The 18,786-nt window shown below is 77.3% G+C and carries 19 protein-coding genes; 15 read left to right on the top strand and 4 right to left on the bottom strand.

What is annotated here, in order from left to right:
• Positions 1-120: 120 nt before the first annotated feature.
• A complete protein-coding gene (locus ACRYM0_RS12180) occupies positions 121-1,512 on the bottom strand; it encodes a cation:dicarboxylate symporter family transporter (RefSeq protein ID WP_432505398.1) in 1,392 nt (463 codons plus the stop codon).
• A 36-nt stretch (positions 1,513-1,548) separates the two neighbouring features.
• On the opposite strand from ACRYM0_RS12180, the gene ACRYM0_RS12175 reads away from it, so the two are divergent.
• Genes ACRYM0_RS12175 through ACRYM0_RS12165 form a run of 3 tightly spaced genes read left to right on the top strand, consistent with a single transcriptional unit; the run spans position 1,549 to position 4,126 of the window.
• Positions 1,549-2,421, top strand: coding sequence for a hypothetical protein (locus tag ACRYM0_RS12175; protein ID WP_432505397.1), 873 nt, complete (start codon positions 1,549-1,551; stop codon positions 2,419-2,421).
• A gap of 53 nt (positions 2,422-2,474) precedes the next feature.
• Positions 2,475-3,425, top strand: coding sequence for a sensor histidine kinase (locus tag ACRYM0_RS12170; RefSeq protein ID WP_432505395.1), 951 nt, complete (start codon positions 2,475-2,477; stop codon positions 3,423-3,425).
• Positions 3,422-4,126 (top strand): response regulator, encoded by a 705-nt coding sequence (locus tag ACRYM0_RS12165; protein ID WP_432505394.1) that lies wholly within the window; start codon positions 3,422-3,424, stop codon positions 4,124-4,126. Before ACRYM0_RS12170 ends, ACRYM0_RS12165 begins: the two co-directional genes overlap by 4 nt.
• 55 nt (positions 4,127-4,181) lie before the next feature.
• On the opposite strand, the gene ACRYM0_RS12160 is transcribed toward ACRYM0_RS12165, so the two are convergent.
• Positions 4,182-5,903 (bottom strand): putative bifunctional diguanylate cyclase/phosphodiesterase, encoded by a 1,722-nt coding sequence (locus tag ACRYM0_RS12160; RefSeq protein ID WP_432505405.1) that lies wholly within the window; start codon positions 5,901-5,903, stop codon positions 4,182-4,184.
• A 127-nt stretch (positions 5,904-6,030) separates the two neighbouring features.
• Between ACRYM0_RS12160 and ACRYM0_RS12155 the strand changes: the two genes are divergently transcribed.
• A complete protein-coding gene (locus ACRYM0_RS12155) occupies positions 6,031-6,903 on the top strand; it encodes an SMP-30/gluconolactonase/LRE family protein (RefSeq protein WP_432505392.1) in 873 nt (290 codons plus the stop codon).
• 15 nt (positions 6,904-6,918) lie between these two features.
• Here ACRYM0_RS12155 and ACRYM0_RS12150 read toward each other — a convergent pair whose 3' ends face one another.
• A complete protein-coding gene (locus tag ACRYM0_RS12150; protein WP_432505403.1) occupies positions 6,919-7,380 on the bottom strand; it encodes a MerR family transcriptional regulator in 462 nt (153 codons plus the stop codon).
• A gap of 181 nt (positions 7,381-7,561) precedes the next feature.
• Between ACRYM0_RS12150 and ACRYM0_RS12145 the strand changes: the two genes are divergently transcribed.
• Positions 7,562-8,764: a C40 family peptidase gene (locus ACRYM0_RS12145; RefSeq protein WP_432505390.1), complete on the top strand. Its 1,203-nt coding sequence runs from the start codon at positions 7,562-7,564 to the stop codon at positions 8,762-8,764.
• Between the two features lie 39 nt (positions 8,765-8,803).
• On the opposite strand, the gene ACRYM0_RS12140 is transcribed toward ACRYM0_RS12145, so the two are convergent.
• Entirely contained in the window at positions 8,804-9,310 is a 507-nt protein-coding gene (locus ACRYM0_RS12140; RefSeq protein WP_432505401.1) for an inorganic diphosphatase, read from the bottom strand.
• 217 nt (positions 9,311-9,527) lie between these two features.
• On the opposite strand from ACRYM0_RS12140, the gene dacB reads away from it, so the two are divergent.
• The 10 genes from dacB to ACRYM0_RS12090 all read left to right on the top strand — a co-directional run bounded on the left by dacB (position 9,528) and on the right by ACRYM0_RS12090 (position 18,786).
• The gene (gene dacB, locus ACRYM0_RS12135; protein WP_432505389.1) at positions 9,528-10,946 is read left to right on the top strand and encodes a D-alanyl-D-alanine carboxypeptidase/D-alanyl-D-alanine endopeptidase; all 1,419 of its coding nucleotides are present in this window, start codon (positions 9,528-9,530) and stop codon (positions 10,944-10,946) included.
• 102 nt (positions 10,947-11,048) lie between these two features.
• Entirely contained in the window at positions 11,049-12,176 is a 1,128-nt protein-coding gene (locus ACRYM0_RS12130; protein ID WP_432505387.1) for a zinc-dependent metalloprotease, read from the top strand.
• 4 nt (positions 12,177-12,180) lie between these two features.
• Positions 12,181-13,173: a tRNA lysidine(34) synthetase TilS gene (gene tilS, locus ACRYM0_RS12125; protein ID WP_432505385.1), complete on the top strand. Its 993-nt coding sequence runs from the start codon at positions 12,181-12,183 to the stop codon at positions 13,171-13,173.
• Positions 13,174-13,204: 31 nt separating this feature from the next.
• A complete protein-coding gene (gene hpt, locus ACRYM0_RS12120) occupies positions 13,205-13,756 on the top strand; it encodes a hypoxanthine phosphoribosyltransferase (protein WP_432505384.1) in 552 nt (183 codons plus the stop codon).
• 184 nt (positions 13,757-13,940) lie between these two features.
• A complete protein-coding gene (gene ftsH, locus ACRYM0_RS12115) occupies positions 13,941-15,908 on the top strand; it encodes an ATP-dependent zinc metalloprotease FtsH (protein WP_432505382.1) in 1,968 nt (655 codons plus the stop codon).
• On the top strand, positions 15,905-16,522 hold the full coding sequence (folE, locus tag ACRYM0_RS12110) for a GTP cyclohydrolase I FolE (RefSeq protein ID WP_432505381.1): 618 nt from the start codon (positions 15,905-15,907) through the stop codon (positions 16,520-16,522). The genes ftsH and folE overlap by 4 nt, the downstream gene beginning before the upstream one ends.
• The gene (gene folP, locus ACRYM0_RS12105; RefSeq protein ID WP_432505379.1) at positions 16,519-17,391 is read left to right on the top strand and encodes a dihydropteroate synthase; all 873 of its coding nucleotides are present in this window, start codon (positions 16,519-16,521) and stop codon (positions 17,389-17,391) included. Before folE ends, folP begins: the two co-directional genes overlap by 4 nt.
• Complete coding sequence (gene folB / locus ACRYM0_RS12100) at positions 17,388-17,801, top strand: dihydroneopterin aldolase (protein ID WP_432505377.1); 414 nt, start codon at positions 17,388-17,390, stop codon at positions 17,799-17,801. Before folP ends, folB begins: the two co-directional genes overlap by 4 nt.
• Positions 17,798-18,313 (top strand): 2-amino-4-hydroxy-6-hydroxymethyldihydropteridine diphosphokinase, encoded by a 516-nt coding sequence (folK, locus tag ACRYM0_RS12095; protein WP_432505376.1) that lies wholly within the window; start codon positions 17,798-17,800, stop codon positions 18,311-18,313. Before folB ends, folK begins: the two co-directional genes overlap by 4 nt.
• On the top strand, positions 18,310-18,786 hold the full coding sequence (locus ACRYM0_RS12090) for a DUF3180 domain-containing protein (protein WP_432505374.1): 477 nt from the start codon (positions 18,310-18,312) through the stop codon (positions 18,784-18,786). Before folK ends, ACRYM0_RS12090 begins: the two co-directional genes overlap by 4 nt.

The following is an 18,786-nucleotide window of genomic DNA, read 5'->3' as shown; positions in this document are numbered from 1 at the left end:
GGGCGGTTTGGGGGGGGAACAAGCTACGGGGCCGGGCCGCCGGCCCCCCCGGGGGGGGCCCCCCCCGGCGGGGCGGGGGGGGGGCCTCGCCGTGCGTGCAGCGCGGGTCGGCGCGTGCGGTCAGCGCGTGCCCGCGGTCTGGCGCGGGGCCGGCGTGCCGCCCGCTCCGGCCTCCGGCTCCAGGACCTCGGCGTGCTCGCCGTGCGAGGGGTCCATCGTGCGCTCGTCGAACGGCAGCTCCCCGGCCAGGACGCGCGCGGCGCGGGCCCGGTCGATCTGCCCGGTCCAGGTGCCGATGACGACGGTGCCCACCGCGTTGCCGATGAAGTTGGTGATGGCGCGCGCCTCGGACATGAACCGGTCGATGCCGACGATGAGGCCGACGCCGTCCAGCAGCTCCGGGCGGTGCGAGGACAGCCCGCCGGCCAGCGTGGCCAGGCCGGCGCCGGACACGCCCGCGGCGCCCTTGGAGGCGATGACCATGAACACCAGCAGGGACACCTGCTCGCCGATCGACAGCGGGTCGCCCAGGGAGTTCGCGATGAACAGCGAGGCCATCGTCAGGTAGATGGCGGTGCCGTCGAGGTTGAAGGAGTACCCGGTCGGCACGACGATGCCGACGGTGGGGCGGGACACGCCCAGGTGCTCCATCTTCGCGATCAGCCGCGGCAGGGCCGTCTCGGAGCTGGACGTGGAGACGATGAGCAGCAGCTCGCGGGCCGTGTAGCGCAGCAGCGAGAAGATCGACGTCTTCGCCGCCACCCGCAGCAGCAGGCCCAGGACGATGAAGATGAACAGCGCGCAGGTGACGTAGAAGCCGACCATGACGACCGCCAGCGCCTTGAGGGCGTCCACGCCGGTCTCGCCGACGACGGCGGCGATGGCGCCGAACGCGCCGATCGGAGCGACCCACATGACCATCGCCAGGACCTTGAAGACGATGCGCTGGATGGTCTCGACGCCGCGCAGCGCGCTCTCGCCGCGCTCGCCGAGGCCCTGGATCGCGAAGCCGACCAGCAGCGCGACGAACAGCGTCTCCAGCACTGAGCCGTCGGTGAGGGCGGACAGCAGCGACGTCGGGATGATGCCCAGCAGGAAGTCGACGGTGCCGCCGGACTCGTGGGCGGCCTCGGCGAGCTCGCCGCCGCGCCCGCGCAGGTCGTCGGTCAGCTGCAGGTCCGTGGTCGGCAGCAGGTTGCCGACCACCAGGCCGATGACCAGCGCGAACGCGCTCATCACCATGAAGTACAGCAGCGCGGTGCCGCCCACCCGGCCGACCTGGGCGGCCTTGCGCACCGACCCGATGCCCAGCACGATCGTGCAGAAGATGATCGGCGAGATCATCATCTTGACGAGGTTCACGAAGCCCGTGCCGAGGGGCTTCAGCGCCTTCCCCGCGTCGGGGAACAGCAGCCCCACCGCGATGCCGAGCGCCACGGCGGCGATGACGGCGATGTAGAGGTAGTGGGTGCGGTCCTTGGTGCGGGTGCCGGGCTGAGCGCCTGTGCTCATGGGATCCTCCTGTGACCGGGGGGTACGGAGGTGATGGTGCTCACACGCTCGCGCGCGGGTCGTGCTTCTGCACCTTTCGTTCACGGCGCCGCGCGCCGCGCCGCCCGCCGCGCCGGGGCGGCGGCGCCCTCGTCCCGCCGGCGGCGCTGGACCCTCGCCTCGCGGGTGCTCGTCCTGCAGCTCCTCGTCGTCTCCGTCGTCACCGCCGGCTGCGCCGCGGCGCTGGTGTGGCAGCTGCGCGCCGACGGCCGCCGCGACGCCGCCGAGCTCGTCACCGCCGTCGCCGGGGCCGTCGCCACCGACCCGGACGTGCGCGCCGGCCTGGCCGTGCCCGGCGGCACCACCGACCCGGCGCTGGCCGGTGAGCGCGCCGCCGTGCGCGCCCACGTGGAGGAGGTGCGCGAGCGCACCGGCACCGACTTCATCACCGTCATGGACACCGCCACCGTGCGCTGGACGCACCCGGACCCCGAGCGGGTGGGGGGCCGCTTCGTCGGCAACGCCGCGGCCGCCCTGGCCGGGGGCCGGGTCGTGGAGACCTACACAGGCACCCTCGGGCCGTCGGTGCGGGCGGTGGTGCCGGTGCGCGCCGCCGACGGCCGCGTCGTCGGCGCGGTGGCGGCGGGCGTCACGACCCGTGCGCTGGCGCAGGACCTGCTGGGGCAGCTGCCGCTGGTGCTGGGGGCCGCGGCGGGGGCCCTGGCCGTCTCGGTGGCCGGCAGCCTCGCGCTGAGCCGCTGGGGGGGGGGGGGGGGGGGGGGGGGGGGGGGGGGGGGGGGGGGGGGGGGGGGGGGGGGGGGGGGGGGGGGGGGGCCGGGGGGGCGGGGGGGGCCGACGCCCGGCCCCCCCCCCGCCCCCCCCCCCCCCCCCCCCCCCCCCCCCCCCACGGGCTGGAACCGGCGGACCTGACCCGGCTGTGGGAAGTCGACGACGCCGTCCTGCACTCGCTGCGCGAGGGCCTGGTGGTGCTGGACCCCGCCGGGCGGGTGCAGGTCGTCAACGACGAGGCCCGCCGGCTGCTGCCGCCGGGGCCGGAGGGCGCCGGTGACGGCGTGCCGGGCGTGGAGCTGCCGCCGGCGGTGCGCCGCCTCGTCGACGCCGGGGAGGACGTCGTCGACGACGTGCAGGTCACCGACGACCGGGTGCTCGTCGTCAGCCGGCTCGACGCCCGCTGGGAGGGGCGCCGCGTCGGCACGGTCGTCACCCTGCGCGACCACACCGAGCTGCAGGCGCTGACCCGCGACCTGGACGCGGTGCGGGGGCTGGCCGAGGCGCTGCGCTCGCAGGCCCACGAGGCGGCCAACCGGCTGCACGTCGTGGTCACCCTCGTCGAGCAGGGCCGCACCGCGCAGGCGGTGGAGTTCGCCACCGCGGAGCTCGCGGCGGCCCAGGAGCTGACCGACCTCGTCGTCGCCGACGTCGCGGACCCGGCGGTGGCGGCGCTGCTGGTGGGCAAGTCCGCGCAGGCCGCCGAGCGGGGCGTGGAGCTGGAGGTGGAGCCGGACACGGCGCTGCCCGCGGGGCTGCTGCCGGCGCGCGACCTGGTGACCGTCGTGGGCAACCTCGTGGACAACGCGGTGGAGGCGGCGATGGCGGGCGCCGAGCCGCGCTGGGTGCGGGTGCGCACCGGCTGCGGGCAGCGCGACGGGGGCACCGTCGTGGAGGTGCGGGTCACCGACTCCGGCGAGGGGCTGCCGGCCGGCGACCTGGAGCGGGCGGTGCAGCGCGGCTGGTCGCGCAAGGAGCAGCGGCTCTCCCCGCACGGCGCGCACGGGCTGGGCCTGGCGCTGGTGGGCCAGGTGGTGCGCCGGCACGGCGGCTCGATCTCGGTGGAGGAGCCCGTGACCCTCGACGACGGCGGCGGCACGCTCGTGGTGCGCCTGCCCGTGGGCGCGGCGCGGGAGCGCGCGTGAGCGCCGCACCGATCCGGGTCCTGGTGGTCGAGGACGACCCGGTGCTCGCCGCCGCGCACGCCCGGCTGGTCGAGGCGGTCGCCGGGTTCACCGTCGCCGCCACCGTGCACTCCGGCCGTCAGGCGCTGGCCGCCGTCGGCGCCGGCGGGGTGGACCTGGTGCTGCTGGACATGACGCTGCCGGACGTGGACGGGCTGCAGGTCCTGCGGGCGCTGCGGGCCGCGGCCGTCGGCGCCGACGTCGTGGCCGTCACCGCCGCCCGCGAGCCCGGCGTGGTGCGCCAGGCGCTGTCGATGGGCGTCGTGCAGTACCTGCTGAAGCCGTTCACCGCCGCCGCGCTGGAGGAGCGGCTGCGCGCCTACGCGCGCTTCCGCGAGGAGGTGGCCCGCGCGGCGGGCGGCGGCGACGAGGCCCTGGACCAGCGGGCCATCGACGAGGCCCTGGCCCAGCTGCGCACCGCCGCCGGCCCGGCGCGCGGGGTGGCGCCCGCGACCCTGCAGGCCGTGGTCGCCGCGCTGCGCGCCGCCCCGGCCGGGGCCGGGCTGTCCGCCGCGGAGGCGGCCGCTGCCACCGGGCTGTCCCGCGTCAGCGCCCGCCGCTACCTGGAGCACCTGGCCGGTGCGGGCCGGGTGCGCAGGGAGCCCCGCTACGGCGGCTCGGGGCGCCCGGAGCTGGCGTACCTGCCGACGGCGGGCCTGTGAGGGCGGGCCCGCGGGGGAGCGGCGGCGGCGCTGCGGGTGGGCGGCCCGCGCCCGGTCAGGCCGCGCCGGTGCGCTGCGGCGTGCGGTCGCCGGTGCGCCCCCGCTCCGCCAGCTGCCACGGCGGCACCGGCCGGCTGAACAGCCACCCCTGCGCCAGCGGGCAGCCCATCTCGGTGAGCAGCCGCGCCTGCTCGGCCGTCTCCACGCCCTCGGCGACCACCCGCAGGCCCAGCGTCGCGCTCAGCGACAGCAGCGCCTCCAGCATCCCCGCCCGGCGCGGGGACGTGGTGATGCCCGCGGTGAACCCGGCGTCCAGCTTGAGGTAGTCGGCGGGCAGCGTGTCCAGCCGGCTGAAGGCCGAGTAGCCGGTGCCGAAGTCGTCGATGGCCACCCCGATGCCGTGCGAGCGCAGCTCGCGCAGCGCGTCCAGCGCGGCCTGCCCGGAGGCGTCCACGACGCTCTCGGTGACCTCCAGCACGAGCGAGGAGGCGGGGAAGCCGGTCTCCGCCAGCACCTCCAGCACGCGCTGCGGGTAGTCGGGGTTGGTCAGCTCGCGGCCGGAGACGTTCACGGTGAGCACCAGCTCGCGCCCCCACGCCCGGCGCACCTCCAGCGCGCCGCGGCAGGCGTCGGCCAGGACCGCCGGGCCGAGCTCGTGCACGAGCCCGGTGCTCTCGGCGACGTGCACGAACTCCAGCGGCGGCACCGGCCCGCGCACCGGGTGCGTCCAGCGGGCCAGCGCCTCCACGCCCAGCACCTCCCCGTCGGCGGGGTCCACGATCGGCTGGAACCAGGCGCGCACGTCCCCCGCCGCCAGGGCGTCGGCGAGGTCCCGGGCCAGCACCGCCGAGGTGTCGTCGAGCAGGCGGGCCCGCCCGCGCCCGGCGGCCTTCGCCGCGTACAGGGCGCTGTCGGCGCGGCGCATGAGCTCCGCGCCGCTCTCGCCGGGGGACAGCTCGGCCACGCCGCAGGACAGCGCCGCGCGGGTGCCGGCTGCGCGCAGCCCGTCCACCAGCTCCAGCGCCCGCGGGCCGGGCAGCCCCGGCAGCAGCACCGCGAACTCGTCGCCGCCGTACCGGGCCAGGACGGCGCCCGGAGGCAGGGCGTGCCGGTACTCCTCGCCGACGGCGCGCAGCAGCTCGTCGCCTGCGGCGTGCCCGTGCTGGTCGTTGACGCGCTTGAAGTGGTCCACGTCCAGCAGCGCCGTCGACAGCGGGGCGCCGGTGCGGGCGGCCACCGCGAGGGCGGCGTCCAGGGCGTCGTCGAAGCCGCGGCGGTTGGCCAGGCCGGTGAGGCCGTCGCGGGCGGCGTCGGCGGCCTCGTGCACGAGCAGGCCGACGACACCGGCGATGACGACGAGCAGCACGACCAGCGACACCGCCACGCCCGGCGTCATGCCGGGCCGGTCGCACAGCGCCCACGCCCCGGCGGCGGTGAGCACCGACAGGTGGGCCGCGGACTCGCGCCAGGTGAAGAAGAAGACGACGTCGACCGCCACGAACAGGTACACCGCGCTCATCGCCAGCGCCGTGGCGAGCGTGGGGCACTTGGGCACGGCCAGCGTGATCAGCAGCGTGCCCGTGCCGGCGACGACGTGGAAGGCCCACCGGGGCAGCACGTACCCGCGCAGGAGCAGCAGCGCCCCGGCCAGCAGGGCGGTCACGGCCAGCCCGCCCAGCTCCAGCCGCGTGGCGGCCACCGGGAACGGCGAGCCCAGCACCACGGCGAGGGCCGCGCCGCCGCCGGCCAGGTAGAACGCGCCCGCGGTCGGGCCCATCACGCGCGGCGTCGCCACGGTGGGGACTCGGCGGGAGGCGGGCACGGTGGTCTGTCGACCGCCCCGGCGACACCCTGGAGCACGGCCACCCGGGCGGGCGAACGCCCCGCCCCCTAGGGTGCGGTGCGTGGCCGCAGCGGAACGCATCACCGATCGGATCGTGTACCACGGCGAGGGGCCGTGCTGGTCGCAGCAGTGGGGCGGGCTGCGGTTCGTCGACATGGTGGCCGGCGACGTCCTGACCCTGACCCCCGCGGGGGAGCTGTCGCGCCGCCACTACGGCGACGTCGCGGCGATCGTGCGCCCGCGCACCGGTGGCGGCGCGGTCGTGGCGGTCGAGCGCGGCTTCGTCCTGGAGGACGCGGACGGCACCCTGACGCCCCTGGCGGAGCTGTGGGGCGCCGACGCCGGGCTGCGCATGAACGAGGGCGGCTGCGACCCCGACGGGCGCTTCTACGCCGGGTCCATGGCGTACGAGCAGGCCGGCGGCGCCGGCGAGGGCCGCGGGTCGGTGGTCCGCCTGGACCCCGACGGCTCGGTGAGCACGGTGCTGACCGGGGTGACGATCTCCAACGGCCTGGGCTTCAGCCCCGACGGGACGCTGGCCTACTACAACGACACCCCCACCGGCCGCACCGACGTCTTCGACTACGACCGCGAGGGCGGGCTGACGAACCGCCGCCCGTTCGCGCAGGTCAACGACGACTCCGGCCGCTTCAACCCCGACGGGCTGTGCGTGGACGCCGAGGGCGGGGTGTGGACGGCGCTGTTCGGCGGCTCGTCGGTGCGCCGCTACGCCCCGGACGGCACGCTGGACGCGGTCGTGGAGGTGGGCGCGCGCCAGGTCACGGCCTGCACCTTCGGCGGCGCCGACCTGGACGAGCTGTTCATCACCACCTCGCGGGAGAACCTCGCCGACGACGACGACCCGGCGGCGGGCAGCCTCTTCCGGCACGTGCCGGGCGTGCGGGGCCTGCCGGTGCTGCCCTTCGCGGGCTGAAGCGCCCGGGGCGGCTCAGCCCGCCGCGGCGGCGCCGCGCCCCTGCGGGGCCGGCAGCTCGGGCAGCACCGGCGGCTCGGGGGCGGGGGAGTTGCCGCCGGTGCGGCCGGCGGCCTCGTCGCGCAGCTGCTGCGCGAACTCCTCGGCCATCGCGAGCTTCTCGCGCAGCTTCTCCACCCGGGCGTCGGCCGCGGCGCGGAAGTCGTCGAGCTGGTCGAACAGCTCCTCGCGGGGCGTGCCGGAGGGCAGCCGGCCGTCCAGGGCGTCGAGGATCGAGAGCAGCTCGCGCATCTCCTCCAGGGAGAAGTCCAGCGGCTTCATGCGCTTGAGGACCAGGAGCCGGTACACGTCCATCTCGGTGTACAGGCGGAAACCGCCGGGCGTGCGCGCCGAGGGCGTGACCAGGCCCATCTCCTCGTAGTAGCGGATGGTGCGGAAGCTGTAGCCGACGCGTTCGACCACCTCGCCGATCTGCATGAGCTCGCCCACGGGCAGCTCCTCCCGTCCTCGGTGCCCCGCCTCGTGCGGGCAGGGGCCCGCGATCCAGCCCTCGATCGTACGCTCGCGCTGTTCCCGGCACCGTCCCTCGCGACTAGCCTGCACCGCGTGACACCACTGATCACGGGACGTGACAGCGCCGTGGCCGGCGCCGGTCGTCGTGGCTGAGGGCGCCGCGCGCCGCACCGTGCTGCTGGCCGTCGCGGGGGCCCTGCCCCTGCTGGCCGCCGCGCCCGCCGCCGCAGCACCGGTCCAGCCCCCCGGCCAGGACGAGGTCGACGCGGCGCGGGCCGCCGCCGCGGGCACCGCTCAGCGGGTCGCCGCGCTGCAGACCGAGCTGACCCGGCAGCAGGCCGACCTGGACGCCGCGCACGTGCGGCTGTCGGTCGCCGCGGAGGACTTCGACGAGGCGCGGGCGCTGCTGCAGCAGCGGACCGCCGAGGCCGCGGCGGCCGCCGGTGCCGCCGGGACGGCCCGCGCCGAGCTGGACGGCGCCCGCCTCGCCCTGGGGCGGATCGCCTCCCGCAGCTACCGCGGCGCCGCCGGTGACCTCGAGTCGCTGGCCTCCGTGCTCGGGGCCGGCTCCGCCCAGGACCTGCTGGACCGCTCGGCCACCCTGGAGCGCCTGACCGCGCACCGCGACGAGGCCGTCGAGCGCGCCGACCGGGCGCAGCGGGCCGCCGAGGCCGCCCGCGCCGAGGCCGACACCGCCGCCGACGCGCAGCAGCGGGCCACCGACGCCGCCGCCGCGGCCCGCACCGCCGCGGAGGCCGCCGCCGCCGCGGCCGACGCCGCCGTCACGGCCACCCGGGTGCGCACCGAGGAGCTGGTCGCCGAGCTCGCCCGGCTCCAGCGGACCTCCGTGGAGCTGGAGCGGGACCGGCAGGCCGCCCTGGCCGCCGAGGAGCAGGAGCGCCTCGAAGCCGCTGCGCGGCAGGCCGTCGAGGCGGCCGCCGGGGCCTCGACGGGGGTGCTGGTGGCGGCCGGTCCCACCGCGGGTGCGGACACCGCGGTGGCCTGGGCCCTGGACCAGCTCGGCAAGCCGTACCGGTGGGGCGGGGAGGGCCCCGACGCCTTCGACTGCTCCGGCCTGACCCTGCGGGCCTGGGAGGCCGCCGGCGTGCGGCTGCCGCACTCCTCGCGCCTGCAGCGCTCCAGCGGGGCGCCGGTGGCCCTGGCCGACCTGGCGGCCGGGGACCTCGTCTTCTACGCCACCGACACCTCCGACCCCGCCACGGTCCACCACGTCGCCCTGGTGGTCTCGCCCGGGCGGATGGTGGAGGCCCCGCACACCGGGGCCGTGGTGCGCACCGCGTCGATCTACCGCTCGGGGCTGCTGCCGCACGGCACCCGGCCCCGTTGACCGGGTCCTCCGGGCGGTCGCCCGCCCGGAGGGGGCTCGTCAGTGACCGGCGCCGGCCTCGTAGGAGGTGCCCTTGGCGCGCTCGTACGACGCCGCGATCTCCTTCTCGGCCTCCTCGCGGCCGGTCCAGTTGGCGCCCTCGACGGACTTGCCGGGCTCGAGGTCCTTGTAGGTCTCGAAGAAGTGCTGGATCTCCAGGCGGTCGAACTCGCTGATGTCGTCCAGGTCCTGGATCTTGTCCCAGCGCGGGTCGCCCGCCGGCACGGCGAGGACCTTGTCGTCACCGCCGGCCTCGTCGCGCATGTGGAACATGCCGATGGGGCGGCAGGCGATGAGGCAGCCCGGGAACGTGGGCTCCTCCAGGAGCACCAGCACGTCCAGCGGGTCGCCGTCCTCGCCCAGCGTGCCCTCGATGAACCCGTAGTCGTGCGGGTAGCGCGTGGAGGTGAAGAGCATGCGGTCCAGCCGGATGCGGCCGCTCTCGTGGTCCACCTCGTACTTGTTGCGCTGACCCTTGGGGATCTCGATGGTCGCGTCGAACTCGATCGGCTGCGTCGGCTTCACGACCTCGTCCGAGGGGTGGTTCTCCGACGTGGGTGCCTTGGTCACGCTGCTCCTCTCGCGGGGCCCGGCCGGGCCCGTCCTGTCGACCCGGCGCCACGTCCGGCGCCCGGCGGTCGCGCTAGTGTCGCGCAGTCGCCCGCCGGTCACGGACGGGTGGGGTCCGGACGGGGGACGGGGGGACGGGGTGCGCAGGGGCGCGGTGGGCCTTGCCGGTGCGGCCACGGCCCTGGTGCTCCTGGCCGGGTACGCCGGCCTGGACGTCGCCGACGCCGTGCCCGGCCCGCTGACCACCACCCCGCCGCCCACCGCCGAGCCGCTGCCCACCGCCCCCGCGGCCGCCGCGCCGGACGAGGCGCCCGCGCCCGTGCTGGCCCCGCCCGCCACCACCGCGCCCGTCCCGGGCGCCACCGCGCTGCAGGAGCGCCTCGCCCCCCTCCTGGCCGACCCCGCGCTGGGCCCGGCACCCTCCGCGGTCGTCGCCGACGCCCTCACCGGCGAGGTCCTGCTCTCCCTCGCCGCGGACGCGCCCCGCACCCCCGCCTCCGTCGCCAAGCTGCTGACCGCCGCCGCCGCCCTGCACGTCCTGGGGCCCGGCGCGCGCGCCGCGACGACCGTGGTGCGGGGCACCTCCCCCGACGAGGTGGTGCTCGTCGCCGGCGGCGACGTCCTGCTGTCCGCCGGGGCGGGCGAGCCCGACGCCGTGGCCGGCCGCGCCGGCCTGGCCGACCTCGCCGCCGCCACCGCCGACGCCCTGCGCGAGGCCGGCACGGGCACCGTGGCCGTGCGCCTGGACGACGCCCTGTTCAGCGGCCCGGCCGTCTCGCCCGCCTGGGGCGCCGGCGACGTCGCCGCCGGGTACGTCGCCCCCGTCGCCCCGCTCGCCGTCGACGAGGGCCGCCTCGTGCCCGGGCAGGACGCGCCCCGCGCGGCCGACCCCGCCCTGGAGGCCGCCCGCACCTTCGCGCGGCTGCTCGCCGAGCAGGGCGTCGCGGTGGCGCCCGCCGACGTCGACGGCGGCGTGGCCCGCGCCGCCGCCGACCCCGGCGCACCGGTGCTGGCGCGGGTGGAGTCGGCCACCACCGCCGAGCAGGTCGAGCTGGTGCTCACCGAGAGCGACAACACCCTCGCCGAGGTGCTGGGCCGGCGGGTGGCGCTGGCCACCGGCCGCCCCGGCACCTTCGAGGACGCCGGTGCCGCGGTCGCCGCGGCCGTCGCCGACCTGGGCGTGGACGTCACCGGCGTGCAGCTGCAGGGCGTCAGCGGGCTCGGCCGCGGCACCCGACTGCCGGCGCGGGTGCTCACCGACCTGCTGGTGCTGGCCACCTCCGAGGAGCGGCCCGAGCTGTCCGCCCTGCTCAGCGGCCTGCCCGTGGCGGGCGTCACCGGCACCCTGGCCGAGCGGTACCGCGGCGAGTCCGCCGCCGCGGCGGGCGTCGTGCGCGCCAAGACGGGCACCCTGACCGGCGTCAGCTCGCTGGCCGGGTACGTGCGCGACGCCGACGGGCGGGTGCTGGCCTTCGCGGTCCTGTCCGACGCCGTGCCCGCGGGCGCCTCCTGGGGCGCGCGCCGCGCCGAGGACGCCGTCGCCGCGGCGCTCGCCGCCTGCGGCTGCTCCTGACCCCTGCGGCTGCTCCTGACCGTCGCACCGCCCCACCGCCGCACCGCCCCACCGCCGCACCGCCGCACGCGCACCCGCGCGGGCGGCGCGTAGCGTGCCGCCATGGACGCACGGGGGACCAGCAGCCGCACCGTCGCCGCGTACGTCGACTTCGACCTCGCCGCCCGGCTGGCCGAGCGGCTGGTGCCCGCCGGCCCGCCCGTCGGCCGCGACGAGGTCGCCGACGTCGTCGGTGCGCTGCGCGAGGCCGCCGCCTCGTCCGCCGCCCCGGTGGCCGCCACCGCCCGCCTGCACCGCGACCCCGCGGGCGCGGCGGAGCCGCCCGCCCTGGTGGTGGACCGCGCCTCGTGGGCGCGCGCCAACGTGGAGGCGCTGCGCGCCCTGCTGGAACCCGTCGCCGTGCCGGCCCCGCCGCCGGGCCGGCGCGGCCCGCAGCCGGGGGGCCGCGCCGACCGCGCCACCACCGCGGTGGGCCGGCGCACCACGGGCGCGGAGACCGGCGCGCTGCTGGCGTTCCTGTCCTCGCGGGTGCTGGGGCAGTTCGACGTCTTCTCCGGCGTCGACGCCGGTTCCCCGGGGCGGCTGCTGCTGGTGGCGCCCAACGTCGTGCAGGTGGAGCGGGACCTGGGCGTGGACCCGGGCGACTTCCGCCGCTGGGTGTGCCTGCACGAGGAGGCCCACCGGCTGCAGTTCGGCGCCAACCCGTGGCTGCGCCGCTGGGTGACCGACGAGGCCCGCGGGCTCTCGGCGGACCTGCTGGCCCACCCCCGCGACCTCGGCGAGCGGCTGGGCGGGGTGCTGCGCGGGCTGCCGGACCTGCTGCGCGGCGACGACGGCCCCGGCGCCGGGGCCGGCCTGGCGGACCTGCTGCAGACCCCCGGGCAGCGCGAGCGGGTGCGTCGGCTGGTGGCGGTCATGTCGCTGCTGGAGGGCCACGCCGACGTCGTGATGGACGAGGTCGGCCCGCAGGTCGTGCCCACCGTGGCGACCATCCGGGCGCGCTTCACCGAGCGCCGCCGCGGCCGCGGTTCCCTGGACCAGCTGACGCGCCGGCTGCTGGGCCTGGACGCCAAGACCCGCCAGTACGCCGACGGCGCCCGCTTCGTGCGCGGGGTGCTCCAGCGGGCCGGCTGGGACGGGCTGAACGCCGTGTGGCGCGGCCCGGGCGAGCTGCCGTCGCCGGAGGAGATCGCCGACCCCGCCGCCTGGGTGCGCCGGGTGCACGGCTGAGCGGGTGAGCGGGCCGCCTGCGCCGGTGGCCGCGGTGCGGGTGGCGGTGCGCGCGGACCTGCGCGCGCTGGGCGCCGCGCCGGGCTCGCTGGTGCTCGCCGCCTGCAGCGGCGGCGCGGACTCCCTCGCGCTGGCGGCGGCGCTGGCCGTCGAGGCGCCCCGCGCCGGCCTGCGCGCCGGGGCGGTGAGCGTCGACCACGGGCTGCACCCGGGCTCGGCGGACGTGGCCGGGCGCGTGCGCCGGGTGTGCGCGGACGTGCTGCACCTGGACCCGGTGCTGACCACCCGGGTGGCCGTCGGCCGGACGGGTGGTCCGGAGGCCGCCGCCCGCACGGCCCGGTACGCCGCGCTGGAGCGCCTGGCGGAGGCGTCGGGCGCCGTCGCGGTGCTGCTCGGGCACACCCTGGACGACCAGGCCGAGACGGTCCTGCTGGGGCTGGCGCGCGGGTCGGGCACCCGCAGCCTGGCGGGGATGCCCGCGGTGCGCGGGGTGCTGCGCCGCCCGCTGCTGGGCGTGGAGCGGGGCGTGGTGCGTCAGGCCTGCGCGGCGCAGGGGCTGGACCCGTGGGAGGACCCGTCCAACGCCGACCGGGCCCTGGCCCGCGCCCGGGTGCGCCACGACGCGCTGCCCGTGCTGGAGGCGGCGCTGGGCCCGGGGGTGGCGGCGGCGCTGGCCCGCTCGGCGCGGGCGCTGCGCGAGGACGCCGACGCGCTGGACGAGCTGGCCGCGCAGCGCGACCCGTTCCGCGCCGGCGCCGCGGAGGTGGCCGACCTGCTGGCCGCCCCGGCGGCGCTGCGGCGGCGCTGGCTGCGGCGGGCCGCGCTGGCCGCCGGCTGCCCCGCCGGCGCGCTGTCCGCCGTGCACGTCGACGCGGTGGACGCGCTGCTGCTGCGCTGGCGCGGGCAGGGCCCGGTGCACCTGCCGGGGGGTGCCAGGGCGCACCGCACGTGTGGCAGGCTCGTGCTCACGCCCGCGGGGGCGGGACCGCCCGCGTGAGCCCCGACGACACGACAGCCCGGAGGACCCCGTGGACGCCGCCGACGCCGGCACCGACCTCGACCACGTCCTGCTCACCCGGGAGCAGGTGGCCGCGCGGGTGGCCGAGCTCGCCGCGCAGCTGGACGAGGACTACCGCGACAAGGACGTCCTGCTCGTCGGCGTCCTGAAGGGCGCGGTCATGGTCATGGCCGACCTCTCGCGCGCCATGAGCATCCCGCTGTCGATGGACTTCATGGCCGTCAGCTCCTACGGCTCGGGCACGAAGTCCTCCGGCGTGGTGCGCATCCTCAAGGACCTGGACGCCGACATCTCCGGCCGCCACGTGCTCGTGGTGGAGGACATCATCGACTCGGGCCTGACCCTGTCCTGGCTGCTGGCGAACCTCGGCTCGCGCGGGCCGGCGTCGGTGCGGGTGTGCACGCTGCTGCGCAAGCCGGAGGCCGCCAAGGTGCAGGTGGACGTGGCCTACGTGGGCTTCGACATCCCCAACGAGTTCGTCGTCGGCTACGGCCTGGACTTCGCCGACGAGTACCGCAACCTCGACTGCGTCGCCACCCTCGCCCCGCACGTCTACAGCTGAGGACCCCCCGGGCGTTCCGCTGACAGCGGACGGGCGGCCGGTGCGCGGAACAGCGCGGGCCCCCCGCCCGTTCGCAAGTCGACAAGGCTGACGATCGGCACCACCGGTGTGCCCGCGGGCGCGGTGTACCGTCGAGCGTCCGGCAGGCCCGAGCAGGAGGGACAGGGGGCGTCCCCTTCCACAGATGTCGAACCTCAAGCGTGTAGTCCGCGGCCCGTGGCTCTGGATCGTGGTGGCCGTCGCGGTCGTGGCGATCGGCGCGTCCTTCTTCGCCTCCAGCGGCACCACCGAGGTGTCCACCACGCGCGCGCTGGAGCTCATCGACGACAACCAGGTCGAGAGCGCCACCCTCACCGACGGCAACCAGCGCATCGAGCTGCGCCTGAAGGACGGCGTGGAGGTCGACGGCGCGACCACCGTGCGCTCGTACTACATCTCCCAGCGCGGCCAGGAGGTCCTGGACGCCCTGGAGGCCTCGGACGTCGAGAGCGTCACCGACGAGGTGCCGACGACGAGCATCCTGTCGTCCCTGCTGTTCACGGTCGGCCCGATCCTGCTGCTCCTGCTGCTGTTCTGGTGGCTGATGAGCCAGATGCAGGGCGGCGGCAGCCGGGTCATGAACTTCGGCAAGTCCAAGGCCAAGATGATGACCAAGGACACCCCCAAGACGACCTTCGCGGACGTCGCCGGGGCCGACGAGGCCGTCGAGGAGCTCTACGAGATCAAGGAGTTCCTCTCCGAGCCCGGCAAGTTCCAGGCCGTGGGCGCGAAGATCCCCAAGGGCGTGCTGCTGTACGGCCCGCCCGGCACCGGCAAGACGCTGCTGGCCCGCGCCGTCGCGGGCGAGGCGGGCGTGCCGTTCTACTCGATCTCCGGCTCGGACTTCGTGGAGATGTTCGTCGGCGTCGGCGCCTCCCGCGTGCGCGACCTCTTCGAGCAGGCCAAGCAGAACGCCCCCGCGATCATCTTCGTCGACGAGATCGACGCCGTGGGCCGGCACCGCGGCGCCGGCATGGGCGGCGGGCACGACGAGCGCGAGCAGACCCTGAACCAGCTGCTCGTCGAGATGGACGGCTTCGACGTCAAGGCGAACGTCATCCTCATCGCCGCCACGAACCGCCCCGACATCCTCGACCCCGCGCTGCTGCGCCCGGGCCGCTTCGACCGCCAGATCGCGGTGGAGGCCCCCGACATGGAGGGCCGGCACCAGATCCTCAAGGTGCACGGCAAGGGCAAGCCGCTCTCGCCGGACATCGACCTGCTGGCCGTGGCGCGCCGCACCCCGGGCTTCTCCGGCGCCGACCTGGCCAACGTGCTGAACGAGGCGGCGCTGCTGACGGCCCGCGCCGGCGCGAAGGTCATCGACAACGCCGCGCTCGACGAGGCCATCGACCGCGTCATGGCCGGCCCGCAGAAGCGCACCCGCCGGATGAGCGAGAAGGAGCTGCGGGTCACCGCGTACCACGAGGGTGGTCACGCGCTGGTGGCCGCGGCCCTGCCGAACACCGACCCGGTGACCAAGGTGACGATCCTGCCGCGCGGGCGGGCCCTCGGCTACACGATGGTGCTGCCGACGGAGGACAAGTACTCCACCTCCCGCAACGAGATCCTCGACCAGCTCGCGTACGCCCTGGGCGGGCGCGTCGCCGAGGAGCTCGTCTTCCACGACCCCACGACGGGCGCCTCGAACGACATCGAGAAGGCCACCGGGATGGCCCGCAAGATGGTCACCCAGTACGGCATGAGCGAGCGCATCGGCGCGATCAAGCTCGGCAGCAGCGGTGGTGAGGTCTTCCTCGGCCGCGACATGGGCCACGAGCGCGACTACTCCGAGGGCGTCGCCGGCATCGTCGACGAGGAGGTCCGCCGCCTCATCGAGGCCGCCCACGACGAGGCGTGGGAGATCCTCGTGGAGCACCGCCAGGTCCTGGACGACCTCGTCGTCGCCCTGCTGGACAAGGAGACCCTCAACCAGGCCGAGCTGGCGGAGATCTTCGCGCCCGTCGTGAAGCGCCCGCAGCGCCCGGTGTGGCTGTCCAGCGAGCGCCGCCACGTCTCCGACCTGCCCCCGGTGGCCGGCCCGCGCGAGCGCGCCGCCCTCAACGGCCACGGCGCCCAGGTCCCGCTGAACCACACCCACGAGGAGCCGTGACCGGCGGCACCACCACCACCCCCGCCGGCCCCCCGGCGCGCACGGGCGTCGACACCGCGCGCGCCGAGGCCGCGGTCCGCGAGTTCCTCCTGGCCATCGGCGAGGACCCGGACCGCGAAGGCCTGCGCGACACCCCCGCCCGCGTCGCCCGCGCGGCGGGGGAGCTGTTCGCCGGCCTGTCGCAGGAGCCGGCCGACGTGCTGGTCACCGACTTCGGCCTCGAGCACGACGAGCTGGTCCTGGTGAAGGACATCGAGCTGCAGTCCACCTGCGAGCACCACCTGCTGCCCTTCCACGGCGTCGCGCACGTCGGTTACATCCCCGGCGAGCACGGCCGGGTGACGGGCCTGTCGAAGCTGGCCCGGCTGGTGGACGTCTACGCCCGCCGCCCGCAGCTGCAGGAGCGGCTGACCACGCAGATCGCCGACGCCCTCGTGGACGGGCTGCACCCGCGCGGTGTCATCGTCGTCGTGGAGTGCGAGCACTCCTGCATGACGTACCGGGGCGTGCGCAAGCCGGGCGCGAAGACCGTCACCTCCGCCGTGCGCGGGGGCCTGCGCCACCCCGCGACCCGCGCGGAGGCGATGAGCCTCATCGTGGCGGGGCACCGGTGAGCGTCCCCGCGGGGCGGCTCGCGGCGCTGCTGGAGCCGGGCCGCTGCCGCGTCGTGGGGGTCGTCAACGTCACGGCCGACTCCTTCTCCGACGGCGGGCGCTTCCTCGCGGCCGACGACGCCGTCGCGCGCGGCCTGGCGCTGGTCGCCGCGGGCGCCGACCTGGTGGACGTGGGCGGGGAGTCCACCCGCCCGGGAGCGGGCCGGGTGGACGCCGCCGAGGAGCTGCGCCGCGTGGTCCCGGTGGTGCGCGAGCTGGCCGGGCGCGGCGTCGCGGTGAGCGTGGACACGATGCGCGCGCAGGTCGCCGTGGCGGCGGTCGAGGCCGGTGCGGTGCTCGTCAACGACGTCTCCGGCGGCCTGGCCGACCCGGCGATGGCACCGGCCGTGGCGGGCCTGGACGCCGGGTACGTGCTCTCGCACTGGCGCGGGCACTCCGACGTCATGACCTCGCTGGCGGTCTACGGCGACGTGGTCGCCGAGGTGGAGCGCGAGCTGGCCCGGCGCCTGGACGCGGTGGCCGCCGCCGGGGTGGACCCCGCGCGCGTCGTGCTGGACCCGGGCCTGGGCTTCGCGAAGGTCGCCGAGCACGACTGGGCGCTGCTGGCGGCGCTGCCGCGGCTGGCGGCGCTGGGCCGGCCGCTGCTGGTGGGCGCCTCCCGCAAGCGGTTCCTGGGGGCGCTGCTGGCCGCCGGCGACGGCAGCGTCCCGCCGCCGGCCGGGCGCGACGACGCCACGGCCGCGGTCTCGGCGCTGGCCGCGGCGGCGGGCGCCTGGGGCGTGCGGGTGCACGAGGCGGCGGCCTCGGCGGCCGCCGTGCGGGTCGCGCGGGCGTGGGCGCTGGCGGGTGCGGGGGTGGCGGTGCCGTGAGCTCCCTGGAGGCCGCCGGGCCCGTCCTGGGCGCGGACGGGCGGGTGCTGGACCGGATCGTGCTGCGGGGCCTGCGGGCCGTGGGCCGGCACGGGGTCCTCGAGGCCGAGCGCCGCGACGGGCAGCCGTTCGGCCTGGACGTGGCGCTGCACCTGGACGTCGCCGAGGCCGCCGCGGGCGACGACCTGTCCGCCACCGTCGACTACGGCGCGCTGGCCGAGGAGCTGGTGACGGTGCTGACGGGCGAGCCGGTCGCGCTGCTGGAGACCCTCGCCGAGCGGGTGGCGGCCGCCTGCCTGGCCCGCTCGCCGCGGGTGGTGGCCGCGGACGTGGTCGTGCACAAGCCGCGGGCGCCGCTGACCGTCCCGTTCACCGACGTGGAGCTCGTGGTGCGCCGGGTGCGGGCGTGAGCACGCCCGCACCCGGGCCCGGTGGTGCAGCGGTGCCCGTCGTGCTGTCGCTGGGCGCGAACCTGGGCGACCGGGCGGCGGCGCTGGCCGCGGCGGTGGCGGAGCTGCGGGCCGCGGACGGCCTGGTCGTCGACGCCGTGTCCGAGCCGCTGGCCAGCGCACCGGTGGGGGAGGTGCTCGAGCAGCCGGAGTTCCTCAACCTGGTGGTCCTGGCCCGCACGAGCCTGCCGCCGCGGGAGCTGCTGGCGCTGTGCCACGAGGTGGAGCGCCGCGGCGGCCTGGACCGCTCGGTGAAGGTGCCCGGGGGCCCGCGGCCCATCGACGTGGACGTCGTCGCGCACGGCGCGACGGTGCTGGAGGAGCCGGACCTGGTCCTGCCGCACCCGCGCGCGCACGAGCGCGCCTTCGTGCTGGCGCCGTGGGCGCAGCTCGACCCCGGCGCGGTGCTGCCGGGTCCGCGCGGCGGGCCGGTGCGCGAGCTGCTGGCGAGCCTGGCGGGGGAGGGCGCGTGAAGCCCACCCGCCCGGGGGTCCTGCTGGCCGTGGGGTTCCTCGCCGCGGTGCTGTCGTGGTCGGGCCTGCGGGCGTGGACGGCGACCGGCGCCGTCGAGCCGCTGCTGCTGTGGCGCACGACCCTGACGATCGCGCTGCTGGCGGTGGCCGTGTTCGGGCTGGGCTGGCCGGTGCGGCAGTGGGTGCGCGGCGACCGCGCCCGCCGCATCGACGCGCTGCGCGCGGCGCGCACCGCGGTGCTGGCCAAGGCCGCCTGCGTCGCCGGCGCCCTCCTGTCGGGGCTGTCGGCCGGCTTCGCCGTGCACTACCTGCCGACCCTGGACATCGCCGCCCGCCGCGAGCAGTTCCTCGTGGCCCTCGCCGACCTCGTGGTCTCCGTCGCGCTGCTGGTCGCGGGCCTGGTGGTGGAGCGCTACTGCCGGGTGCCGCCGGAGGACGGCCCCGGCGACGGCGCCGAGCGCGCGGGCACCTGA

Source organism: Kineococcus arenarius subsp. arenarius, from assembly GCF_050871845.1.
In the GTDB taxonomy this organism is placed as follows: domain Bacteria; phylum Actinomycetota; class Actinomycetes; order Actinomycetales; family Kineococcaceae; genus Kineococcus.
The sequence above is the reverse complement of the archived record's forward strand: the minus strand, read 5'-3'. Positions and strand labels throughout refer to the sequence as shown.